This window comes from Shewanella waksmanii ATCC BAA-643, assembly GCF_000518805.1.
Lineage (GTDB): Bacteria > Pseudomonadota > Gammaproteobacteria > Enterobacterales > Shewanellaceae > Shewanella > Shewanella waksmanii.
In genome coordinates this window covers 65,034-88,323 of record NZ_JAEH01000011.1, presented here as the reverse complement: position 1 = coordinate 88,323, position 23,290 = coordinate 65,034, and the positions used below count along the sequence as shown (strand labels likewise).

21 protein-coding genes are annotated in these 23,290 nt (G+C 46.3%); 10 read left to right on the top strand and 11 right to left on the bottom strand.

Annotation, left to right across the window (positions count from 1 at the left end):
• The first annotated feature begins 3 nt into the window (after positions 1-3).
• Complete coding sequence (locus tag L865_RS26155; RefSeq protein ID WP_483852534.1) at positions 4-216, top strand: hypothetical protein; 213 nt, start codon at positions 4-6, stop codon at positions 214-216.
• 40 nt (positions 217-256) lie between these two features.
• Here the strand turns inward: L865_RS26155 and dapE are convergent, their stop codons facing one another.
• Entirely contained in the window at positions 257-1,456 is a 1,200-nt protein-coding gene (gene dapE, locus L865_RS0107330; protein WP_028772644.1) for a succinyl-diaminopimelate desuccinylase, read from the bottom strand.
• Between the two features lie 131 nt (positions 1,457-1,587).
• Here dapE and L865_RS0107325 point away from each other — a divergent pair, with 131 nt between their 5' ends.
• Positions 1,588-1,992 (top strand): CBS domain-containing protein, encoded by a 405-nt coding sequence (locus tag L865_RS0107325; protein WP_028772643.1) that lies wholly within the window; start codon positions 1,588-1,590, stop codon positions 1,990-1,992.
• Between the two features lie 80 nt (positions 1,993-2,072).
• Here L865_RS0107325 and L865_RS0107320 read toward each other — a convergent pair whose 3' ends face one another.
• A complete protein-coding gene (locus tag L865_RS0107320; RefSeq protein ID WP_028772642.1) occupies positions 2,073-3,434 on the bottom strand; it encodes an NCS2 family permease in 1,362 nt (453 codons plus the stop codon).
• A 390-nt stretch (positions 3,435-3,824) separates the two neighbouring features.
• Between L865_RS0107320 and L865_RS0107315 the strand changes: the two genes are divergently transcribed.
• Positions 3,825-4,982, top strand: coding sequence for a BamA/TamA family outer membrane protein (locus L865_RS0107315; protein WP_028772641.1), 1,158 nt, complete (start codon positions 3,825-3,827; stop codon positions 4,980-4,982).
• Between the two features lie 208 nt (positions 4,983-5,190).
• Here L865_RS0107315 and L865_RS0107310 read toward each other — a convergent pair whose 3' ends face one another.
• Positions 5,191-8,316: an efflux RND transporter permease subunit gene (locus tag L865_RS0107310; protein ID WP_028772640.1), complete on the bottom strand. Its 3,126-nt coding sequence runs from the start codon at positions 8,314-8,316 to the stop codon at positions 5,191-5,193.
• A 12-nt stretch (positions 8,317-8,328) separates the two neighbouring features.
• Entirely contained in the window at positions 8,329-9,486 is a 1,158-nt protein-coding gene (locus L865_RS0107305) for an efflux RND transporter periplasmic adaptor subunit (protein WP_028772639.1), read from the bottom strand.
• A gap of 482 nt (positions 9,487-9,968) precedes the next feature.
• On the opposite strand from L865_RS0107305, the gene L865_RS0107300 reads away from it, so the two are divergent.
• Complete coding sequence (locus tag L865_RS0107300) at positions 9,969-10,337, top strand: hypothetical protein (protein WP_028772638.1); 369 nt, start codon at positions 9,969-9,971, stop codon at positions 10,335-10,337.
• A gap of 341 nt (positions 10,338-10,678) precedes the next feature.
• Entirely contained in the window at positions 10,679-11,980 is a 1,302-nt protein-coding gene (locus L865_RS0107295) for an NAD(P)/FAD-dependent oxidoreductase (protein ID WP_084632487.1), read from the top strand.
• 47 nt (positions 11,981-12,027) lie between these two features.
• Here L865_RS0107295 and L865_RS0107290 read toward each other — a convergent pair whose 3' ends face one another.
• A complete protein-coding gene (locus tag L865_RS0107290; RefSeq protein WP_028772636.1) occupies positions 12,028-12,396 on the bottom strand; it encodes an acyl-CoA thioesterase in 369 nt (122 codons plus the stop codon).
• 378 nt (positions 12,397-12,774) lie between these two features.
• Between L865_RS0107290 and L865_RS0107285 the strand changes: the two genes are divergently transcribed.
• Genes L865_RS0107285 through L865_RS0107275 form a run of 3 tightly spaced genes read left to right on the top strand, consistent with a single transcriptional unit; the run spans position 12,775 to position 16,711 of the window.
• On the top strand, positions 12,775-14,271 hold the full coding sequence (locus L865_RS0107285; RefSeq protein WP_028772635.1) for an alkaline phosphatase: 1,497 nt from the start codon (positions 12,775-12,777) through the stop codon (positions 14,269-14,271).
• A 14-nt stretch (positions 14,272-14,285) separates the two neighbouring features.
• Positions 14,286-15,932, top strand: coding sequence for an alkaline phosphatase (locus L865_RS0107280; protein WP_028772634.1), 1,647 nt, complete (start codon positions 14,286-14,288; stop codon positions 15,930-15,932).
• Between the two features lie 59 nt (positions 15,933-15,991).
• Positions 15,992-16,711, top strand: a complete 720-nt coding sequence (locus L865_RS0107275) for a hypothetical protein (protein WP_028772633.1) — start codon at positions 15,992-15,994, stop codon at positions 16,709-16,711.
• A 61-nt stretch (positions 16,712-16,772) separates the two neighbouring features.
• Here the strand turns inward: L865_RS0107275 and ltaE are convergent, their stop codons facing one another.
• On the bottom strand, positions 16,773-17,795 hold the full coding sequence (ltaE, locus tag L865_RS0107270) for a low-specificity L-threonine aldolase (protein WP_028772632.1): 1,023 nt from the start codon (positions 17,793-17,795) through the stop codon (positions 16,773-16,775).
• Between the two features lie 298 nt (positions 17,796-18,093).
• Between ltaE and L865_RS0107265 the strand changes: the two genes are divergently transcribed.
• Complete coding sequence (locus L865_RS0107265; protein WP_028772631.1) at positions 18,094-18,732, top strand: trimeric intracellular cation channel family protein; 639 nt, start codon at positions 18,094-18,096, stop codon at positions 18,730-18,732.
• A gap of 141 nt (positions 18,733-18,873) precedes the next feature.
• Here L865_RS0107265 and L865_RS0107260 read toward each other — a convergent pair whose 3' ends face one another.
• The 3 genes from L865_RS0107260 to L865_RS23290 form a co-directional block, all read right to left on the bottom strand.
• Positions 18,874-19,698 carry a mechanosensitive ion channel family protein gene (locus L865_RS0107260; protein WP_028772630.1) on the bottom strand — a complete coding sequence of 275 codons (825 nt, stop codon included), beginning with the start codon at positions 19,696-19,698 and terminating at the stop codon, positions 18,874-18,876.
• Positions 19,699-19,729: 31 nt separating this feature from the next.
• On the bottom strand, positions 19,730-20,302 hold the full coding sequence (locus tag L865_RS0107255) for an OmpA family protein (protein ID WP_245608407.1): 573 nt from the start codon (positions 20,300-20,302) through the stop codon (positions 19,730-19,732).
• A gap of 218 nt (positions 20,303-20,520) precedes the next feature.
• Entirely contained in the window at positions 20,521-20,970 is a 450-nt protein-coding gene (locus L865_RS23290) for a PACE efflux transporter (RefSeq protein ID WP_051484496.1), read from the bottom strand.
• A gap of 89 nt (positions 20,971-21,059) precedes the next feature.
• Here L865_RS23290 and L865_RS0107245 point away from each other — a divergent pair, with 89 nt between their 5' ends.
• Positions 21,060-21,944 carry a LysR family transcriptional regulator gene (locus L865_RS0107245; RefSeq protein ID WP_028772628.1) on the top strand — a complete coding sequence of 295 codons (885 nt, stop codon included), beginning with the start codon at positions 21,060-21,062 and terminating at the stop codon, positions 21,942-21,944.
• Between the two features lie 10 nt (positions 21,945-21,954).
• Here L865_RS0107245 and L865_RS0107240 read toward each other — a convergent pair whose 3' ends face one another.
• Positions 21,955-22,401, bottom strand: a complete 447-nt coding sequence (locus L865_RS0107240) for a DUF924 family protein (RefSeq protein ID WP_028772627.1) — start codon at positions 22,399-22,401, stop codon at positions 21,955-21,957.
• Positions 22,402-22,567: 166 nt separating this feature from the next.
• Positions 22,568-23,128 (bottom strand): DUF4136 domain-containing protein, encoded by a 561-nt coding sequence (locus tag L865_RS0107235; RefSeq protein ID WP_028772626.1) that lies wholly within the window; start codon positions 23,126-23,128, stop codon positions 22,568-22,570.
• Positions 23,129-23,290: the final 162 nt, after the last annotated feature.

Below are 23,290 nucleotides of genomic sequence, written 5' to 3'. Positions count from 1 at the left end.
AGCATGGACAGTGCGGTACCCGCGCTATACAAACAGTATGGAGAGTTATGTAAAGACCAAGGAGTACGCTTTTTAGATTTTGGTATTGATGCAGAATTCGGTGACTGTATTGATGGGTTGGTTTTAGTTGATACCCACAAGCTAAAACCCAAAAAACGTAGCCGTTATATTGACTGCCATCAACCTGATCTTAACCTAGGCCAACATAGCCACTAGTAATCCGGGCTAAGTCATCCAACAGCAGTTCTTACCTAGGTTAGAACTGCTGTAATAACTGCCGATAGATATCATACAAGCGAACCACTTGCGCTAGCTCCACCTGCTCGTTAACTTGGTGAATGGTTTTATTGGGTAAACCCAGTTCAATAACCTGAGTTTGCGCTGAGCTTAAAAAACGCCCATCAGAAGTACCACCAGAGGTAGATAATCGCGGAAAGCGATGATTAACCGCCACAATAGCTTGCTCGACTTTAACTAACAAATTTGAGTCTGCATCAGCGGCATCGCCAATATGATAAGGCGTACAAGGCCGTTGCCACTCTAGTTGATATTGAGCCTGACTCTCTGCCATGATTTTTGTAATACATCGCACAATTCGCTGACTGATACTCACCTCATTGTAGCGGTGGCTATAGCGTAAGTTGAAGCACACTTCGCAGCTACCCGGCACAACATTGTCGGTAAACTCCCCTGAGTTGACGTAAGTCACCTGCAAGCTGGTACCGGGAAAATCGTCACTGCCTTTATCCCACCCAAGCTCGGCCAAGGCGCAGGCCACTTTGCTACCGATATGCACAGCATTGATGCTCTTGTCTGGATAGGCAACATGCCCTTGGCGGCCTTGGATGGTTAGCTTGGCTGAAATTGCACCGCGGCGGCCAATTTTTATCACATCACCGGCTTGTTGATCCGCTGTTGGTTCGGCAATCAAGCAGTATTGCGGCAGTTGGTTGTGCTGCGCCAACCGCTTAACAATGGATTGGGTACCATGACTTGCTTCGCCCTCTTCATCGCTAGTGAGCAAAAACTGCCAGTTCTGATTGGGGCGACCATAGGTTTGAAAATGATCTTCTACTGCCGCTAGCATCACTGCAACGCCAGATTTCATATCAACAGCACCACGCCCAATTAGATAGCCCGCTTTCACCGTCGGTACAAATGGGTCACTATGCCAGCGTTCGCGCGCGCCAGGCGGCACAACATCGGTATGACCCGCCAGTGCCAACACAGGCTTAGCGTCCGATAAGCTCGCAATGGTGTTGGTGACTCCATTGTCGACAAATCGCTCTATGTTAAACCCAAGCTTAGTCAGCTTGGCAGCAACCCAATCTTGGCAACCAGCATCGTCAGGCGTCACTGACGCTTTAGCCACAAGGGTTTGTGTGTAAGCAACAGCTTTATGGATAGCAAGATCTGCGTGGGCTTTATCATTACGGTAGGCATAAGCGCGATTCATAGTCAGTGTCCTTAAACAATGCGCATTCCACTGCTATTTAATCCTAGGACAGTGACATTTTTGTGACTTAACTATGGCTATTTGTTGAACGCTGGTTTGTCTGATATAACTAGTATAACAAGGAGATGCGTATGACAATTAAGGTTGAAACCATAATGAGCACCCGCGTGGTTACCATCGATATGGATGACCGCTTAACGGTAGCGAAAGAGATTTTCGACAACGCGCCCTTTCATCATCTATTGGTGACTGAAGATGGTGCCCTGCAAGGGGTATTATCGGAACGAGATTATTTGCGTGCACTGAGCCCGCACTTAGGCAAGATTTGTGAAACTGAGCGAGACTCAGAAACATTACAAAAACGGGCCCACCAAGTCATGACCCGTAAGCCTGTTACCGTGAGCCCGCAATCAAGTATTGATCAAGCAAGCGAGCTCATGCTTAAACATGGTATCGGCTCGCTGCCAGTACTAAATAATGCCGAACTAGTCGGCATTATTACTTGGAAGGACTTGCTCCGCGCTTACACAAACTAAAGGGTTAGGTGCTGAAGACTATTCGACTATTAGTCCTAAGCACTCATCACCCGTGGCGCTTTACTGCTAGCCTAAACAGCCTAAATTGCCCAACCGCCCATATAAAACACCACTAGCCCTAGCGTGATGGCGACAACGCCAGGTTTTAGTTGACGCCACTCACCACTGCATAAACGGCCAACAACTAAGGTGACAAAACCTAACATGATGCCGGTGACAATGTTGCAGCTCAAAATTATAAACACCGCACAAGTCAGTCCAGCCATCGCATCGACTTTGTCATCAAAATTTAGCTTAGTCACGTTGCTGAGCATCAACAGGCCCACATACATTAGTGCTGGTGCCGTTGCATAGGCTGGAACCAAATAACTTAGCGGCGCCAAGAACATCATGAGTAAGAACAGCACGCCAACGATGGTCGCCGTAAGGCCTGTCTTACCGCCCGCTGCAGTACCTGCTGCAGACTCTATGTACACAGCTGCAGGAGAGCCGCCCACCGCTCCAGCAAAAATACTGCTGACCGAATCTGAGGTCAGTGCTTTGCCTCCGCCAACAATATTGTCTTTTTTGTCAAGTAATTCAGCTTGTCCTGCCACTGCTCTTATGGTGCCGGTTGCATCGAAAATAGCGGTCATAACTAACGCCAACACAATGGGTAATACCACCGGGTTTAGCGCCCCCATAATATCCATTTGGCCAATCAGTGAGCCTTCAGATAACAAGTTGGGCCAAGCAAAAAGCCCTTGATACTGCACGTTAGGGTCAAACGCCAAGCCAAACAAGGACAACACCACAATCACTAATAAAATGCCACCTGGCACTCCACGGCGCTCAAGGCCTATCGTTGCAGCTAAACCGATGATAGTTGCCAATACAGGCAAGCTATGAATATCACCAAGCTTGACTGGCAACCCGCTATCATTAGCTACAATCAATGCCACACTATTGGTAGCAATTAACAGCAGAAACAGTCCGATACCAATGCTGGTGCCATGGGCGATGCCTTTGGGAAGGTTGGTCAATATCCACTGTCTTAAGCCTGTCACACTGACAAAGGTGAACACTAAGCCCATTAAAAAGATGGCACCTAAGGTCACAGGTATCGAGATTTGCTGACCTAAAACCATACTAAATGCAGTAAACGCGGTAAGCGAAATCGCACAGCCAATCGCCATCGGCATATTGGCCCATAACCCCATTAACAAAGACCCAAAAGCCGCAATCAAACAGGTGGCGATAAATACAGCACCGGGGTCAAAACCTGCCGCACCTAACATGTTAGGCACAACAATCACCGAGTACACCATCGCCAAAAAGGTCGTTAAACCAGCGATAGTCTCACGTTTAACATTACTGCCACGCTCGGTTATAAGGAAGAATTGGTCGAGTTTAGACAGTGACGGGCTAGCCGCCGAACTTGCAGGGGATTGCTTCGAGGTCATAGGAGTACCTTATTTTTTGATCTCTTGTGTTATTTGGTTAAGGGTGTCGCAGATGAGAGCCCCGCTGGCGGGTGAGAGATCCATAAAGTGATTGCACTTTATGATCTGCTAATTGATATTTTTTGCATCAATTAATGTCGTTGCTATACCGCACGACAACACAACCTTATGTTGGCGGCGGATTCTACAGTATGACGAAGAAGTGAAAAGGGACATAGGCAGCAAATCTGAAACAAACTTCTGCTTTCATCAACATGTGCTACAGCAAATTGGTTACAAAGATTTTGCTAGCTAACTGAAAAGACGCCAATATAATGTACACAACAAGCTCAATGGATTGTTTGATAACTGCAAATAATGCAACCAAGCGCTATGCAAAGGAATACATTAATGCCGCTTTCATATCGACATATTGCTCGGCTAAGTCGTTTATCATTGGTCATTGGCTGCCTATTTACTGCAAGCAGCCATGCTGATGTATGGCAACAGTTAACCGATCCTCAAGATGGTCAGTTTGATACCAGTCAATGGATTTTAGACAATGCCCACGGCTTTATGCCGGTTCCTTTTATTATTACCGAGCCCGCGGTGGGCACTGGCGGCGGCGCAGCGTTACTGTTTTTCCATGAAAGCGAACAACAAAAACAATTGCGACAACGCCATCCCGATCAGGTATCCGGCATTCCCCCTAGTGTCACAGGGATCGTCGGCGGTGCAACCAGTAATAGCAGTATATTTGCCGGGCTATTTCACTCTGGCAATTGGCAACAAGATAAAGTCCGTTACCTAGGCGCCCTGCTTGCAAGCTCAATTAATCTAGATTACTACGCCCCGCTCACCAACCGCCCGGCTCAGTTTAATATCGAAGGGCTGTACGTGCTGCAAGACATTGACTTTAGATTGGGCGATAGCCAATTTTTTGCAGGCGTAAATTATACCTATGTACAATCTAAGACTGTTTTTGATATCACAGACAACCTGCCAGGTGTCGACCCGCTGAGCTTAGATAATCAAGATGCTAGTGTCGCAGTTAAACTCTCTTACGACAGTCGCGATAATCAGTTCTCACCACGAACGGGACTTAAAGCAGGTATTGAAGCAGGCTTTCATCATCCCAATCTAGGCGGTGACTTTACCTATCAGCAATACTCATCTTATGTTCATAGCTATCAGCGACTCAGCAACACTTGGGGGCTGAGGCTACGCGGTGAGTACGACTATATGACCGATGGAGCCCCTTTTTACGCGAAACCTTTTATCAGTTTGCGCGGTATTGCCGCAATGCGCTACCAAGGTGATGACGTCTCTGTAGCTGAGATGCAATTAGATTATGATCTCAACCCGCGTTGGACAGTGTTAGCCTTTGCTGGTGCAGGTAAAGCCACGACTGAACAACAAAGCTTTGCTGATGCTGATTGGCAATTCACCCAAGGAGGTGGCTTTCGATATTTGATTGCTAGGCAGCTTGGATTACGCAGTGGTATAGACGTTGCTAAAGGCCCTGAAGAGTGGACTTTTTACATCCAATTTGGCAGCGCTTGGCGTTAACTTAATCGCTTTAACTTAATCGCTTAAGCACCCTTTTAACAGCCGATGTTAAATCTCTTGAGCCACTTTCACCCCGGCGTATTAATCGTACTGCGGTAACGCCAGCCGTCCTCTCGACACAGTTTTCCAAAGACCAAACTCATCCCTTTAGCACGCCAAAATAAAAAGCCCACATCAAGTGGGCTTTTTATAAAAGGTTTGCTAGCGTTTAGGCTTTGGCTTCGTCACTAGTGCCTTTCATGCGCTCGCGCAGTTTTTGCATAATCACATAGAAAACCGGTACCAGCAATGTCCCCACAATGGTGGCGGCCAACATGCCACCAAACACCGAATAACCTAGGGCGCGGCGGCTGCCTGAACCCGCACCGGTAGCCACCACTAACGGGAGTACCCCAAGTAAGAATGAGAAAGCTGTCATCAGTACCGCGCGGAAACGCAGCCTAGCAGCGGTTTCCCCTGCATCAAGAATGCTCTTGCCTTCTTCACGCAACTGTTTGGCAAACTCGACAATCAAAATCGCGTTCTTACAGGCAAGGCCAATCAATAATACTAAGCCAATTTGAGCATACAAGTTCAGATCCGCCCCAACCAATAAGATATTGAGGAACGCGCCTAATATTGCAATTGGAACCGCAAGCATAACCGCAAATGGAATGCTCCAACTTTCATACTGCGCGACTAAGAACAGATAGGTGAACACCAGTGCCAGTGCAAAAATTAGCGGTGCTAAGTTCCCCGCCTTAATTTCTTGATAAGTCTGCCCTGTCCACTCAAAGGTATAACCTGCCGGTAAACTCTCATTGGCTGCGCGCTCCATTGCGGTAATGGCATCACCACTACTAAAGCCCGGTGCGGGGAAACCATTAATGGTGGTTGAATTGAACATGTTGTAGGCGTTCATTACGTCGGGACCAAGAATTGGCGTCACCTTAACTAAGGTGCTCAGCGGCACCATTTCACCGGTGTTGGAACGCACATAAAAACTGGAGATATCCCGATCTGAATTTCGATAATCGCCCTCAGCTTGGAGTATCACCCTAAACACCTTACCAAAACGGTTAAAGTCATTGACGTACATTGAACCGAGCATAGTCTGCATGGTGCTGAAGATTTCATTAAGCGAAATCCCTAAAGCTTTAGCCTTGTCACGGTCAACATCAACAAACATTTGTGGCACGTCGGCCCTAAAGTTACTAAAGGCCATAGCAATTTCAGGCTGCTCATTGGCTTTCATAATGAGCGCTCGCATTACCGCAGCAAGCTCTTGCGGAGAGCGACCTTGGGTATCTTGCAGCACAAACTCAAAGCCACCAACACTGCCCACACCAGGAATAGGCGGCAGAGAAAACGCCATCGCTTTCACCGAGGGGTTAGCGGCATATTTAGCCTGCAATTTAGCAACAATTGCCGCTTCAACCATATCTGGCGTGTCACGTTCATCCCAAGTCGATAAAGTGACAATCATCAAACCACCGTTTGACGATACCGAACCGGTCAAAATACTAAAGCCACTAGCATGAATCACATTCTCCACACCCGGCTCTTGCAGTGTCAGTTCAACTAAATCACGCATAACTTCTTCGGTACGGTTGAGCGACGCGCCATCAGGTAGCTGAATATCTACCATAAAGGCCTTCTTATCTTCCATTGGCACAAAGCCTGAAGGCAAGATTTTTGCGATACCGCCCGTTAGGCCAATCAAACACACGTAGACAATTCCCACTAGGGTTAACTTGCGGGTGAGAGATTTCACTAAGGTCATATATTTACCGGTGAACTTCTCAAACATGCGGTTGAAAGCGGCATGAAAGCCTTTGGTATGCTGCTTAGGCGGTCTCAATACAGAAGCACATAATGCAGGTGATAATGTCAGTGCATTAATCGATGAAATAAGCACCGAAATACAGATGGTGACCGAGAATTGAGCATACATCTGCCCGGTAATACCTGGCATCACTGCGGTTGGAGCAAATACAGCCAATAACACTAAGGTGGTGGCGATAATAGGGCCTGTCACCTCTTTCATCGCTTTTGAGGTCGCTTCTTTGGGCGATAACCCCTCATCCTGCATAAGGCGAGTCACGTTCTCAACCACCACAATCGCATCATCAACCACGATACCAATCGCCAAAATAAGCGCAAATAGCGATACGGTATTAATACTCATGCCAAAGGCAAGCAAAAACGCAAAGGTACCAATCAAAGACACCGGAATAGCAATCCCAGGTACTAAGGTCGAGCGTACATCTTGCAAGAAGATAAACACCACAAATACCACCAGCGCGATTGAGATAAACAGGGTTTGCACCACTTCTTTAATCGAGGTTTCTACAAACTCGGTGGTGTCGTACAGCACTTCGTACTCTAAATCAGCCGGAAAACGAGCCGATAGGCGCTCCATTTCCGCTTTAATGCCTTTAGCCACATCTAGCGCATTAGCATCAGGAGACTGATAGATAGCAATAATTGCTGACGGTTTATTGTTGAGTTTACCTTGAGCATCATAGGTTTGAGAGCCGAGCTCAACACGTGCCACATCACCAACTGTGACTTTTGAGCCATCATTATTGGCTCTTATCATCACGTTACGAAACTCATCGGGGTCTTTCAAACGCCCTTTAGTTTGTAATGTATATTGAAATTGCTGTTCTGGGTCTACCGGCGCTGCACCAATACGCCCGGCGGCAACTTGAATATTTTGCTCTTGCAACGCGGCAATGACATCACTGGCGGTGACGCTCAGGCTTGCCATTTTAAAGGGGTCAAGCCAAATACGCATGGCATAATCTAATGCACCAATGACTTGGACTTTAGAGACCCCGTTTTGCCGTGCTAATGCATCTTTTACATTTAAACCGGCATAGTTGGTGATAAACAGCGAGTCAAAGGTCTCTTTAGGTGAAACCAAGTTAACCACCATCAACATATTGGGACTTTGTTTCTCAACTTTGACCCCCTGACGGCTCACCTCTTCAGGTAAACGCGGCATAGCCTGTTGTACGCGGTTTTGCACCTTAACCTGAGCCATATCCGCATCGGTACCCACCTCAAAGGTAACACTCAGCGAATAGCTGCCATCGTTAGCGCTTTTAGACTCCATGTAGAGCATGCCTTCAACACCATTGACCTCCGCCTCTAACGGCTGCGCGATGGTATCTTTAACAATCTCGGCACTGGCGCCTGAATAACTGGTTGAAACATTCACTTGCGGTGGCGCTATTTCTGGAAATTCTGCCACCGACAAAATGGGAATAGAGATTAAGCCCACCAAAGTCAGCACTGTGGAGATCACAAATGCAAACTTGGGCCTATTGATAAAAAATTCACTAATCATAATAGGCTCCGGCTACGCGTCGTTATTTTCTTGGAAAGGTACCACCTGCTGCTCAACCGCTTCGACCTTTATGCCTGCGCGGATTTTTTGCAATCCATCTACGACAATACGCTCACCATCTTTAAGCCCACTATGTACGCGCCAATCAATGCCAAAACGTTCGCCTAGTTCCACGACGCGCTTTTCAACTTCATCATTTTCATTTAGCACCATCACAAAGCGCCCTTGTTGATCTTCCTGCACGGCTGCTTGGGGAATCAATAACGCAGTTTCAGTGATAGGAGATTCAATCACTAAAGTGACAAACAAGCCCGGTAGCATCAGTTTTTCGCCATTATCGAAGGTGGCTCTAACCGGCAAAGTACCGGTCGCGGCGTCAACACGGTTACCGATAAAGTCGATATAACCTGTTTCATTAAACATGGTGCCATTAGGCAAACGTAAGTTGATGACGATATCGCTGATTTTAATGTCGCGCTTTGCCGCTTTAGAGAAGTTCTGCTGAGCTGTGATTAATGCCTTTTCCGCCACTTGGAAGGTGACCCACATAGGTTGAAGCTGAACTAAACTGGCCATATCAGACTGCGGAGTAATGATGTCACCGGTGCTGACCATTGCGTTACTGATACGCCCCGAAATGGGTGCGTAAATCTTGGTGTAACTCAATTGTAGCTCCGCCGCTTTAACTGCAGACTCGGCCTGAACGACGCCTGCGGCTGTGGTTAATTTTCGGCTGGTTAGCTCATCCATATCTTGCGCACTGATCATACCATCAGGTAGTAAACGTCGACCACGCTCCCAATTCATCACCGCTACATCACGCGACGCAATGGCCTGCTCCAGCACCGCTTGTTGCTGGGCCAATTCCGCACTATAAGTCGACGGGTCGATTTCAAACAGCAAATCCCCTGCGCTAACATCGTCACCTTCGACAAAGTTACGTTTAAGTAACTGTCCTTGGATCTGTGAGCGAATAACCACATCTTCCGACGCCTCAGTTCGACCAACAATTTCGCTCTTAGGAGTAACTTGTTGGGTTTGCGCGGTATTAACAATCACACTCGGTAACAAAGCTTGTTGCGGGGCTGGCGCCTCACCACAGGCCGTTAAAACAAGTAGCGCCAAAACTGTGGAACACCACTTAAATGTGGCAACGGTGCGAACAACCATTACGGCCTCCGGTAACAATTAATAAAATTAATAACTTGAGTGACATAGAGTATAAGACGATAGTCAGACCAATAAAACTTTTTTACATTTTTTTTTCATGGTGGTAACGCGATTAAAGTAAGCCCTGCAGGAGGTATAGCGCTAGAGCAATATTCCCCGCTATGTCAATTGCACCCGCCCACGGCCGAAAGCTTGCCGTGGTAGCCAGGATGAACGCCAATGGGCTATTGGATGAAGGCTTTGGACAGGGGGTTACGTTTTAGCTGATGCTTTATTAACCATTAACGATGCGATTAAAAATAGATTAGTACAAATGCGATCTAGCACAAAGTTATCTACGCTTTAAGCATGCTAAAACAAGTTCATAGCAACGAAGCTTTAACTTTGGATTTAAGATAGTTAAGTAAATACGAATAAAAGTTGACCGAATAGAAATACAGTGCCTATGATGGCATTAGTATCAACATACAGGTAGGTAATTTATGACAGCAATCTCTCATGTCTACAACTATACAGTTCGATGCCCACACGTTAAGGATCCCGCCCACCCCACCACTTGGCAAAATCACATTGAGTTCAACCAATCCTGTGAAATCGGTTTAAATCGCGTCACCAAGTGGCATGGCCGTTCTGGGCACCGAGTATTTGACATTCAAGGTTTTGTCGTGAGAGAAGCCGATACCGAGAGTGCATATTTTAGTATGAACAACGTCCGTATCAAAAATGACGGCCATGTGCTTGTCACCTTTAAGATTTTTATGGATGACGATACGAAAGACACCTCAGTACAAGAAATTATGCAGCATCTGATCAGCGATCTTAACGAGCGTATCGGTAAAATTAACGAGTAATTTGCCGTTGCGAGAGTAACCTCCAAAAGGAGGTTGCTCACAGTTTTTAAAACTAAACTGGTGCGAGATCACATAATCGACAGGTCTACATCGCCAGATTTCTTTGTTTTAAATTGCAAAATTAAAAAATAAAAACATTAATAATCAATCCACTACTATAAAACACATCCTATTTACGCCTTTTAATCACGATATCCCCCTCAATTGCTGAAATTAGACACTACTGATACAATTTTGCGCAGTTGATTTTCGTCAGCAACCGTATTAGCTGCGGCAAAATCACGGTTAACCTCTAAACTAAATATTTATCTCACTCCTCTATCGATAGGAACACGCAGTCCATGCAGGAAATGATCAATGTAGTCATCGTTGGTGGTGGCGCAGGTGGAATGGAAATCGCCACCAAACTAGGACATAAACTCGGCAAAAAGAACAAAGCTCGGGTCACCCTTATCGATTGTGCTGAAAGCCATGTTTGGAAACCTTTGCTCCACGAGGTTGCCACCGGTGCACTTGATATCGGAATTGATGCTATCAGTTATCGTGGTCACGCTGCCGCTCACGGCTATCACTTCCAGCAAGGAGCAATGACAGATATTGACCGCGAAAATAAGCAGGTCATTTTAGCGCCGATTGTCGATGAGGATGGTGAAGAACTGCTACCAGCACGCCGAATTGATTACACCTATTTAGTGATTGCTATTGGTAGTATTGCCAATGACTTTAATATTGAAGGCGTGCGTGATCATTGTGTATTCCTCGACAGCACTGAACAAGCCATGGAAATTCGCACCATGCTATTAAATAAGTTCATGCGCTACGCCAGTCACCACCAGTTGGACGAAAAGATCAAAATTGCTGTTGTTGGCGCTGGGGCGACTGGGGTTGAGATGTCTGCAGAGATGCACCATGCCGTCGACCAGCTGCGGGGCTTTGGGTATAAAATAGATACGAGTTTGCTCGAAGTTACCCTGATTGAAGCAGATCAACGTATTCTACCTAAGGTAGAAAAAACCGAAATCTCTGACTCTGTTGCCAAAGAACTGACCGCCATTGGCGTTAACGTGCGCACCAATACCCGTATTGATGCCGTGACGCCTGAAGGTCTGCATACCACCACTGAAGAGTTTATCCCTGCAGATATGGTGATTTGGTCTACTGGGGTAAAAGCGCCAGATTTTCTCAATGAGATCGGTGGACTTGAGAGTAACCATATTAATCAGGTAATGGTTAAGCAGAATATGCAAACCACTCGCGATAGCCATATTTTTGCGATTGGTGACTGTGCAGCTTGCCCCCAAGAGGATGGTTCTTGGGTGCCACCACGTGGTCAATCGGCTCGACAAATGGCGTTAATGACAGCAGACAATATCCGCCTAATGATCGATGGTCAGCAACCAAAACACAACTATGTCTACAAAGACCTAGGTTCTTTGGTGAACTTGTCAAAATTCCATACTGTCGGTAACTTGATGTCCTTCATGGGCGGCGGGGTCTTGGTCGAAGGCAAGATTGCTCGCTTTGTCTATACCTCATTATACCGACGCCATTTAATTGAGTTACATGGCGTATTCAAAGGCACACTGCTGATGTTTGCCAAAGGGATTAGCCGCATTATTCACCCGCATTTAAAGCTGCACTAATCATAAAAGGGCTTCAATATGAAGCCCTTTTTAGTTTTTACATGCCTTCACGCAACATTGGCTCTTAAGCCGTGCGGCTTAGGTAAGCCCCGCTCATCAACGCAAACAAACACCATTTTATCAATGACTACCACTGGCATATGAGTCATTTTATTGCGCACTTCACAGCGTACAGTAATTGATGAACTACCTGCACTAACAAGCTCTAAGCCAAACTCCAACACATCGCCCTGTCTAGCAGGCGTCATAAAGTTAATCTCAGAGATAAGCTTAGTGACAATACTATTGCTACTGGTTTGGCAAGCCGCAAAAATCGCTGCTTCTTCATCTATCCAGCTCAGCAGCTGACCACCAAATAGCGCGTTGGCAGGGTTAAGGTGTTCCGGTTTGATAAAACGGCGGCTGTAGTACTTCATAGTAACGACTCCAATCAAATTAAATACCTATTTAGAGGTATGCAAAATAATGACCAGTTTTTACGATTCTTTGCAATGTCAGTAACCACGCTCACTCCTCTGCCGTTGATAAATGATTGCCCCATTAAACCTGCACAGTTAACGCCCATTGAAGCCCCATTGCGGTGCACTTTAATCACCTCCAACCAAAGCCACATCACGCTAAACCCCTGATTACAATCAAAAATGATACAGGGTAACATTTTGCAACAGCTATTAAATAAGTCACAAAACCGACACAACAACAACACACACCTGTCACAAACTTTGCCGACAATCGGTGCGTTTTAGTGAATTAACTCTAGATATTCCTCAATCGACCTAAGGGTGATCATAGTGATAAACCATAAAAAAATAGCTGCATTGTTCACATGTAGCTTGGTAAGTGCAGGTATCAATGCTGCAGTACTACCAACAGTACAAACTGACAGTGATTGGTATAAAAATGGCGCACAACGTGTTGCTGATAAAACTCAAATCACAACCAAACAACAAGCGAAGAATGTCATTTTGTTTGTCGGTGATGGCATGGGTATCTCTACCCTTACCGCGGCTCGTATCTATGCAGGTCAGCAGTTAGAAGGTAACCAAGGTGGTGAAGAGCACTTCTTGAGCTTCGAACACTTTGATAATACCGCCTTAGTTAAAACCTATAATACCAACCAGCAAACCCCTGACAGCGCCGGTACCATGACCGCGATGGTCACAGGTGTAAAATCTAAAGCTGGGGTTCTATCGGTTTCTGATACCAGCTTGCGCGGCAACTGTTTATCATCTCAAGGCAATGAACTGACAACTTTGGTGGATTTAGCTAATGCTAAAGGCCTGTCAACGGGTGTGGTTTCTACCGCAAGAATCACTCACGCAACGCCAGCAGCCACTTATGCCCGCAGCCCAGAGCGTAACTGGGAAGCGGATAGCAACTTAACAGATGAAGCGATGAGCAACGGTTGTAGTGATATCGCTAAACAGCTGGTCATGCGTGACAAAGATAACGCCTTGACTGTCGCACTTGGTGGCGGCCGTCGTAACTTCATCCCTAGCGATGTCACTGATGGTGAAAATCAATCGGGTCGTCGAGATGATGGCATCGACCTAACTCAAGCTTGGGTAGAGAATTTTGATAATGCCGCATACGTGTGGAACAAAACTGATTTTGACGCCATTGATGTTGATAGTACCGACCACCTCCTTGGTCTATTCAATTCATCTCATATGGAATATGAAGCCGACCGTGCAGATGATGTGGCTGGCGAACCTTCGCTAACCGAGATGACGGCAAAAGCGATTGAAATGCTGAGTAAAAATGATCAAGGCTACTTATTGATTGTTGAATCTGGCCGTATCGATCATGCCCACCATGGTGGCAATGCGAAACGCGCACTAATTGATACGGTTGAGTTTTCCAACGCCGTCAACGCTGCTGTCACGGCCACCAGTGATGATGACACACTCATCATGGTAACAGCCGATCACAGCCACGTGTTTACTATCGCTGGCTACCCAAAACGCGGCAACCCAATATTAGGATTAGTCCATGGTGTTGATGGTTCATTATCGACCGCCTCTGACGGTCTACCTTACACAACACTAGGTTATACCAATGGTCCTGGCGCCGTGGTCGGCAGCCGTGATGATTTAAGCAGCGTCGATACCGAAGCGACCGACTTTCAGCAGCAAGCACTTATTGCCACCAGCAGTGAAACCCATGCCGGTGAAGATATCAGCTTACACGCAACGGGCCCCGGTGCACATCTAGCTCAAGGTGTCATGGAGCAGAACGTTATCTTCCATATCATCAACCAAGCACAAATGCTTGGCGGCACTAAGTACTAATTGGAGTGAACAACATGAAAAAGCATTTACTTGTACTGTCCCTTGCCGCAGCACTAGGCCTAGGATTATCAGCCTGTGGCAGTGATGGTGACAACGGCGCCGCTGGCGCTTCTGGCAGCAATGGCACTAACGGAACCGATGGCAGCAATGGCTCCAACGGCACAGATTGGACGAACGTGAACAGTTGGTACATTGACGGCCAAAACCGAGTCGCGCGTGCCGACACAATGGCAACCGACAATAACGCCGGTGCCGCCAAAAATGTCATTTTGTTTGTGGGTGATGGCATGGGCGTGTCGACAGTGACTGCCGCGCGTATACTCGATGGTCAAATGAAAGGTCAAATGGGTGAAGAGAACTCACTGTCATTTGAAACTCTACCCTATGCAGGCTTAGCCAAAACTTATAACGTTGACGGCCAAACACCGGACTCTGCTGGAACCATGACCGCAATGGTCACTGGAGTAAAAACCGATGTGGGTGTGCTATCTCAAGCTGAAGGGGTCACACGCGGCAACTGCGCATCAACCTCAGGGCAGAATCTCGTCACCTCTTTAGAGTTAGCTTCAATGGCTGGCTTAGCCACTGGCGTAGTATCAACCGCTCGCGTGACCCACGCAACTCCGGCAGCAACTTATGCGCACGCGCCAGAGCGTAACTGGGAAAATGATAGCGATCTACCAGAGGAAGCCGTGAGCAATGGCTGTACCGATATTGCCTCTCAACTGCTTGCATACGATCATGGCAGCGGTATTAATGTTGTTTTGGGCGGCGGACGCCGTAACTTCATTCCCAATACCATGACCGATCCAGAAGGTAGCACTGGTCGCCGTAGCGACGGTCGTGACCTGACTGCTGAATGGACCGCAAAATATGTTAATTCGGCCTATACCCAGGACCGCGATCAACTGCTAGCTGTGGATGCCAGTACTACTGACCACCTTCTAGGCCTATTTAATTCATCACACATGGATTATGACTATGACCGCACGGAAGATGGCGTAAACGGTGAACCGTCATTGGCAGAAATGACCGCAAAAAGTATCGACATTTTGCAAAAAAATGACAAAGGGTTTGTGTTGATTATTGAAGCGGGTCGTATTGATCACGCCCATCACGCGGGTAATGCCGCACGGGCATTACATGACACCATTGCATTGTCAGAAGCAGTGCGCGTTGCCATGGAAAAAACCTCTAGCAGCGACACATTGCTGATGGTAACGGCAGACCACAGTCATGTATTTACCATTGCGGGCTACCCAACGCGCGGCAACCCAATCCTTGGCCTCGTTAAAGGTAATGACGCTAATGGCGCCCCTTCAGTGTTAAATGCCACTGACAACAATGGCCTGCCTTACACTACAGTGGGCTATACCAACGGCCGTGGATTCGCCAACCTAGAGACCGGCGGCGATGAACGTTATGGCTATGATGTTGCAGCAGGTCGTATGGATCTTAACTATGTAGACACTCAAAGCGCAGGCTTCCACCAAGAAGCTTTAGTGCCGCTATCAAGTGAGACTCACGCAGGTGAAGATGTGGCAATTTTTGCTAGCGGTCCAGGGGCACATTTACTCCAAGGTACCGTTGAACAAAATCACATTTTCCACGTGATGAATCACGCAACTAACCTTGTTACTCAAGCTCAAGCAGCCCAATAAATTTGGTTGCAGCCGAGCCACCTATGGTGGCTCGGCTAACTTAATACTAGGAATTCACCATGCGTTATATCTTGATTTTGGCAGCAACACTACTTTGCCATACCGCCACTGCTCATTCGTCCTCGACAGCAACCTGCCCGACACAGGCTAATTCGCAAGCCTACCAAGCCACGTACCAAGTACAGCGCTCAGATGGCGGTGAGCATCAACTTATACTGACACGTTTCAACGACACAATTCGCTATCAAAGTCATGATTCGGTATTTGAACAGTGGAACCTTCAGGGTGAATTTAGCCGCTATTTTGCCAATCATATGCGCTCAGTCACCTACACTCGTGGCGATCTCAAATCACTGCATCGTGTGCCCAACATAGCGCAAAAGTTTCATTTAATCGCACCTGATATGCTGGCCCAATTCAGTAAAGGCAGTGAACACAATCAAGGATGCTTTACCGTGACTGATTACCATAGTACAGAGCCGCAGGAAGTTAAGCTGCAGTGGATAGCACAGTTGCAACTGCCCTACTCTCTCAACTATCAAAATGCGGCTCATCAGGTGCGCTTTACGTTAGCTAACGTTACGCCAATCACAGCAGCTGATTTTAATGCTGTCGCCACAGGTTACCGAGATATCGACTTTGCCGATATTGGCGACAATGAATCCGACCCTTTCATCGCAAAAATGATCAATCAGGGCTTTATTGAGCATGGTAGCTCAGGGTTTTATCGCAGCAATGGCCAAAGCCTAGGTGGCAGTAGCCACCACCACAGTCACTAGTTGTCTAAGTGCAAAAGTTACCGCACGATTTCACGCATCGGGTAACGCTGTCTATACAGCGCTACCCACGGTGCGAGCTTAAGTATTGCTTGAGCTTATGAATAAACGTTGCAACATCAGCGCGGCTAATATCGGCATGGGTCACCAATCTTAAGGTTCTACCTGGGCTGATTAAAATACCTTGCTGCTTTAGATGTGTTGCTAACTGATCCACATCAAGGTGCTCAGCCACACGGGCAAATAACATATTGGTTTGCACGCTGGGCACATCAACATCAAACTCTGATAATGCCGCCAGCTCATTGGCTAATACCTGTGCATTGTGATGGTCTTCAGCCAAACGTTCGACTTCAGTGGTGATTGCAAGTTCAGCAGCAGCCGCGAGAATACCGGCTTGACGCATGCCACCACCGAGCATTTTTCGCCAGCGACGCGCTTTAGCGATTAAACGCTCATCACCCAATAAGATAGAGCCGACTGGCGCGCGTAACCCTTTAGATAAGCAGATTGAGACTGAATCAAAGTGTTGAGTTATGTCGCTAATATCAACCCCTTGGGCCACCGCAGCATTAGCAACACGCGCGCCATCGAGATGAATTTTCAAACCATGGTTGAACGCCAGCGACTGAGCTTGTGCCAAATATTCCATAGGTAACACTTTGCCGCCAATGGTATTTTCTAAACTCAGCAATCGAGTGCGGGCAAAATGAATATCATCGGGCTTAATCGCAGCTTTTATATCAGCTAAGGCAATGGTGCCATCAGCTTGATTTGATAATGGCTGTGGTTGAATACTCCCCAATACTGCCGCACCGCCGCCTTCAAACTTATAGTTGTGGGCATCTTGGCCACAAATGTACTCATCGCCTCGCTCGCAGTGCGCCATTAAGGCGAGTAAATTGGCTTGTGTGCCCGATGAGGTAAACAAAGCTCGATCAAAACCAAATCGCTCTGCAACTTGATCTTCCAGACGGTTAACCGTTGGGTCATCACCATAAACATCATCACCTACACTAGCTTTGTGCATCGCATCTCGCATCGCCTGAGTTGGCTGCGTCACGGTATCACTGCGAAAATCTATCATTCCACCCTCTACTAGGTACCACAAAGTAAAAAAAGCATACTACTCCGAGTTAAGCCAACTCTCTAGTGACCGACCGCAAGTTTTCCCGCTCCGCTGCTCCGCTTTATATTCATCTTGAAAGTTAAGCATCAAATTTGCTCACACAACAACTCAGTTTCAGTTGGCTAATTGTTGTATTAGTTAGGCTAAGCCGAGCATATATTGGATTAGAAAATATAATGCAAAATAGAATAAAAACACTAGTCAGAAACCGTAGCAATGAGGCAGAATCTGCAGCCGCATATTGGTGAGCAGTAATATCATGGAACTAAAATTTATCAGCCTGCTTTGGCTTATCGGCATTATTGCCGAAGCGATGACCGGCGCGCTCAGCGCAGGTAGACGCCAAATGGATCTATTTGGTGTTGTCATTATTGGCTGCGCAACAGCAATTGGCGGCGGTACCTTACGCGACATGTTGCTTGGGCACTACCCCATCATTTGGATAGAGAACCCACACTATTTACTTGCCATTGCTTTTGCATCATTGCTAACCGTACTGATTGCCCCGGTAATGCGCTACCTATCTAAACTGTTTTTAACGATTGACGCATTGGGCTTGGCAGTATTTTCGATTGTTGGCGCGCAAAAGACCTTACAGCTTGGATATAGCCCGGTTGTCGCCATCGTAATGGGGTTAGTGACGGGTGTTTTTGGCGGGATCATACGAGACATTTTATGTAATCAAGTGCCGTTAGTGTTCAAAAAAGAACTCTATGCTTTGGTGGCTCTCAGTACGGCAAGTTTATACGTGACTATGAAGTTTTTTGGTGTGACTGAGTGGATAAACTTAGCTGTGAGCTTAAGTTTTGGATTTGGTTTTAGAATGATAGCGCTGCACTATCGCTGGTCTATTCCACAGTTTAATTATCAGCAAGAAGATCAGCACAGCCACTAAATATAAGTCACTAAATATAAGTCACTAAATATAAGCCACTAAATGTAAGCCAGTCGCGGCAAGCTCATTAGCTCGGTCAATCGCAACTCAATGGATACAAAAAAGGTCGACATCGCGTCGACCTTTTTTAACCTTATAGGCTTATGCCGCAGGCGTTTCTTTTACGTGCAGATCAAGCTGAGGATATGGGATGCCGATACCCGCTTCATCTAAAGCTAACTTTATTTGCTCTAAAATTTCAAAATAGGCTGGCCAGTAATCGCTACCATTAACCCATGGACGGACAACAAAATTAACTGACGAGTCCGCAAGTTCTGACAACGCAATGGTATAGGCAGGATCTTTCAATACATAGGCATTTTTCTCAATCACCGCTGTTAGCACTTGCTTGGTCTGTGCAAGATCGGCATCGTATGACACACCAATAACAAAATCGATACGGCGCTTATCCATCGTTGAATAATTGATAATAGTGCCATCCATCACTGATGAGTTAGGCGCAATGATCACTTTATTGTCTGGCGTAAGTAGCTTGGTTGAAAAAATGGTGATTTCATCGACGGTACCGGCTACACCAGCCGCCTCAACATAATCCCCCACACGGCATGGACGAAAGATAATCATCAACACACCAGAGGCAAAGTTCGACAAACTCCCCTGTAGCGCTAAACCAACCGCAAGGCCCGCAGCACCGAGAACCGCAACCAAGGATGCTGTTTGAATACCAATCTGCCCAAGTGTCGCTATCACAGTAAATACAAACACAACCGCCCATGCCATGTTGGCAATGAACGACACGACTGTCGGCTCAAGCTTACGCTTGTTCATTAACTTGGTAGAAACCTTCTTGGCCACATTGGCGAGGTATTTACCAACTAGGAAAATGACCAGAGCAAACAAGACTTTCAACCCGTAGGCCACAATCAAATCAGGCGCTTGCTCAAGTAAACTTTCAATATTATCCATTTATTACTCCCTTAAAATACTCGATTAAAATCTATTTTGTCTCTACTACAAATTCCACTCGACGATTCAAGCTTCGCCCGAGGTCGGTATCATTGCTAGCAACAGGATGTTCAGTTCCCATCCCATCTATGGTTAGCCTTGCTGGGTCGTGCCCAAAATCCTCAACCAATATGGCTTTTATGTTGGCTGCGCGCTGCTTTGACAAACTCAGGTTAAACTGTGACTCACCTACATTGTCGGTATAGCCAATAAGCGCCAATGACACATCATGCTGCTGTAAAAACCGATTGATGAGTGCAAGCTTTGTCCATTGCGACATCGCCACATCAGCTTTAGCAAACGCAAACTGGATTGATAATGCCGTCATTTGTTGGCATGTCTTGGGAAATAAATCACCAGCACGGGTTTTTAAACATAGTGCTTGTTGCGACTCCCGCTTGCATCCTGCAGCATCGACAACAACACCGGCCGGCGTGCCAGGGCAGGCGTCTTTGGCATCTGGCACCCCATCGCCATCACTATCTTGCCAAGCAAATGTAAGCGGAATGTAGCACAGCATTGTTACAGCAAAAACTACCACAGCAGGCGTTTTCATATCATCCATTTTCCGTCTAAGGCATTAATACCTAAGCCTTATATAGACTAAAGCGCGTCAATAAACAATTTCAGAGGGATTTAAAGTGCGCACTTAGCCTGTAATTATGCATTGTCATACAGCCAAAAACACAACAAACCGCCAACATTATTCACATTGGCGGCATTTTATCCTCATTCTTAACTATTCTCAAAGACTAAATAGCAAATTAGCATCGCTGGTTGATATTAGTGGCCAGATTTATGACTCACTGTAGCAATTTTAGCTGTTGCAGCCGTATTAGGCGCAGTTATACGGTCATAAATTCCATTAAAAATCATCGCATAAAAGAAGAAAAATACTAAAAATGCAGCTTCGAGCATCAACGCCGACAGCATAGAAATCCCGAGGAACCAAGCAACCGCTGGCAAGGTCACCACAATGATGCCAAGCTCAAAACCGGCAGTGTGTATTAAACGGGTCGCCAGTGTTCTGCTAGCACGTTGCTCGCCAAAGTAGCGATCAAAAATGATGTTGTAGAAATAGTTCCAAACCACAGCATAAATGCTCAGGCCAACAGCAACCACCAGCATGTCACCCGCTTCTTTTTGTGCGAAAAACGTTGCCAATGGCACAACAATAATCAATGCGAAAAATTCAAATAGCAGCGCATGTGTCAGTCTCTGTTTATTGTTCATGGGTTATTCCTAGGTTTGCATTTGTTGTTGCAGCTATTATCATTCACAAATAAGATGATTAAAAACTAGATACCATCAGGTTTAGTGATATGTTTACCATTGAACAACTCAGTGCGTTTGTCGCAACAGTTGAGGCTGGATCCTTTTCTGCAGCAGCGAGAAAGCTAGGCAAAGTACAATCGGCGATAAGCCAAAATATCATCACATTAGAGATAGATACTAACCAACAGCTGTTTGATCGAAGTGGCCGTTACCCGGTACTCACCCACGCAGGCAAAGCGCTGCTGCCACAAGCTAAGGCGGTAATAGCGCAACATCGTCGTTTAACTCAGCAATTGCACAGTTTGGATGCTGCTCAACCACAAACATTGACCTTAGCTCTGGATGAAGGCGTGCCTTATGCCCAACTGGCGCAGTACTTGAACGCTTTCGCACAAGAATGGCCTACCATCGAATTGGAGTTTCTCAACGCATCGAGTCATGACATTATTCAATTGATTCGCCAACAACGTGCTGATGTAGGGCTGGTTGTGAGTGAATTGACTTACCCAGAGCTCATTGAATTTGAGTCAATAGGCACCATAGAGTTTGACTTAATGGTGGCGGTTAACCATCCACTTGCAAAGGGTGATTTTGCCCATCTAGACCAACTGAAGTTATTTAGACAAGTGGTGATTGGCGCTCGCGACCGTAACCCAAGTCAGTACAACCTTCAGCATTCGCCCGATGTGTGGTTTGCCGACAACTACTATATGCTAGCTGAATTGATTAAAGGCGGGTTTGGTTGGGGAATTGTACCTAAACATATTATGCAAGAAGCGCTTAAGGCTAAACAGGTTTGCTCGCTCCCCGCCAGCTTTCAGCGACTAGATTGGACAGCGAATATTGATGTAATTCAACATATTGGTTCTGGCAACGCAGCTTGTAATGAACTGCGCCGCCAACTACGTTTAATGATGCAAACTAGCCAGTAAACGGTTAGCTTCAGCTGACCGAAGCTTGTTGATACCAATTAGACCATGCGGGACGCACTGCGTGCTCAACCTGAAACTGCATCCCATCGAGCAACTTAATTAATAGCGCGCGGTCTTCTGCACGTGTTGAATAAAAAAGTGGGTCGTAAAAACAGCGCCGTTGAATTGGGTTTAACTGAGTATCAAAACCGCGATCTACCCCACTGACGCACAATTTGTGAGCTCGACTTTGTAAGTGGTGTGACTGCTCATCATTTAGAATATGTGCTACTGGCCCCATCAGTAAAATTAGTGATAAGCGACCGGGCGGAGAATTTTGCCAACAGTCCAACTCGCCAGCCTTAAGCTGGTTTAACAACTGCTGCCAGTGAGTTTGGGTCGCCTCACTGAGTTCACTAACCTCGACACCTTCACCTTTTTGATAATGATGAAACCACTGCTGTAAGAAACCTTCCACGTTTGCCTCAATCTACCGCTTATATGACTAGAGTGGCAGCATAGCATTGGCAGTAAAAACAGATATCTTGGACTTTGGTCTAATTGGTTTATGGATCACAAAATCGCTGGGAATGGAAAACAAAAAGGGCGGCCTAAGCCGCTCTTAAATAACAATAACTTGCTATCTATTTAGTGCCAGGCATTGGCGGATAGTTAAGCATCATTTCACCGATAGCTTTGTTGATCACTTCAACACGCTCTTCAGGGGTATTCTTGTCACGAATGGTATCAGCCACTGAGCCACGCCAGATAAGTTTGCCTGTTTCACGATTAACCATATCTAGAATCAGTGTACCCACTTCATACTCACGGACTGTCGTTTGAGTATGCATGTTGCCACCATAACCCCAGCCTGGGCCATAGTATGGGTTGTAGCCAAAGCTAGTATTAAAGGTATCTACATTGATTTTTTTATCGACCTTGGTTAAGTAATTAACCAAAATGTCGGCGGTTGCGGCATCAGATTTGCTGATCCCTTTGAGCTGCATATTGCTATCAACAGCCGCGCGGACACGTTGGTCCATCAAACCATCTAAATGGTAGGTGGCGTCTTTACTTTTTTGTTCAACCCAAGCATAGGTCTTAATGTCTGCAAAGTTAGCTTGAGGATCATAATCCGAGCTGGTCTTTAACGAACTACAAGCCGTCAGCGCTAATGCTGCCGCCAACACGATTAACTTTTTCATACTTTCACTCCTATTAATCCCTAACTTAGGTCTGACACCTAATTCATAAAAAAGAGCTTACAGAGCAATTTTATGATCTACAACTCTATTTTAGAACTATATCACTTTTATTCAGCTTGACTTCAGCAAAGATGTAAATGATAATGATTATCAGTTAGATTA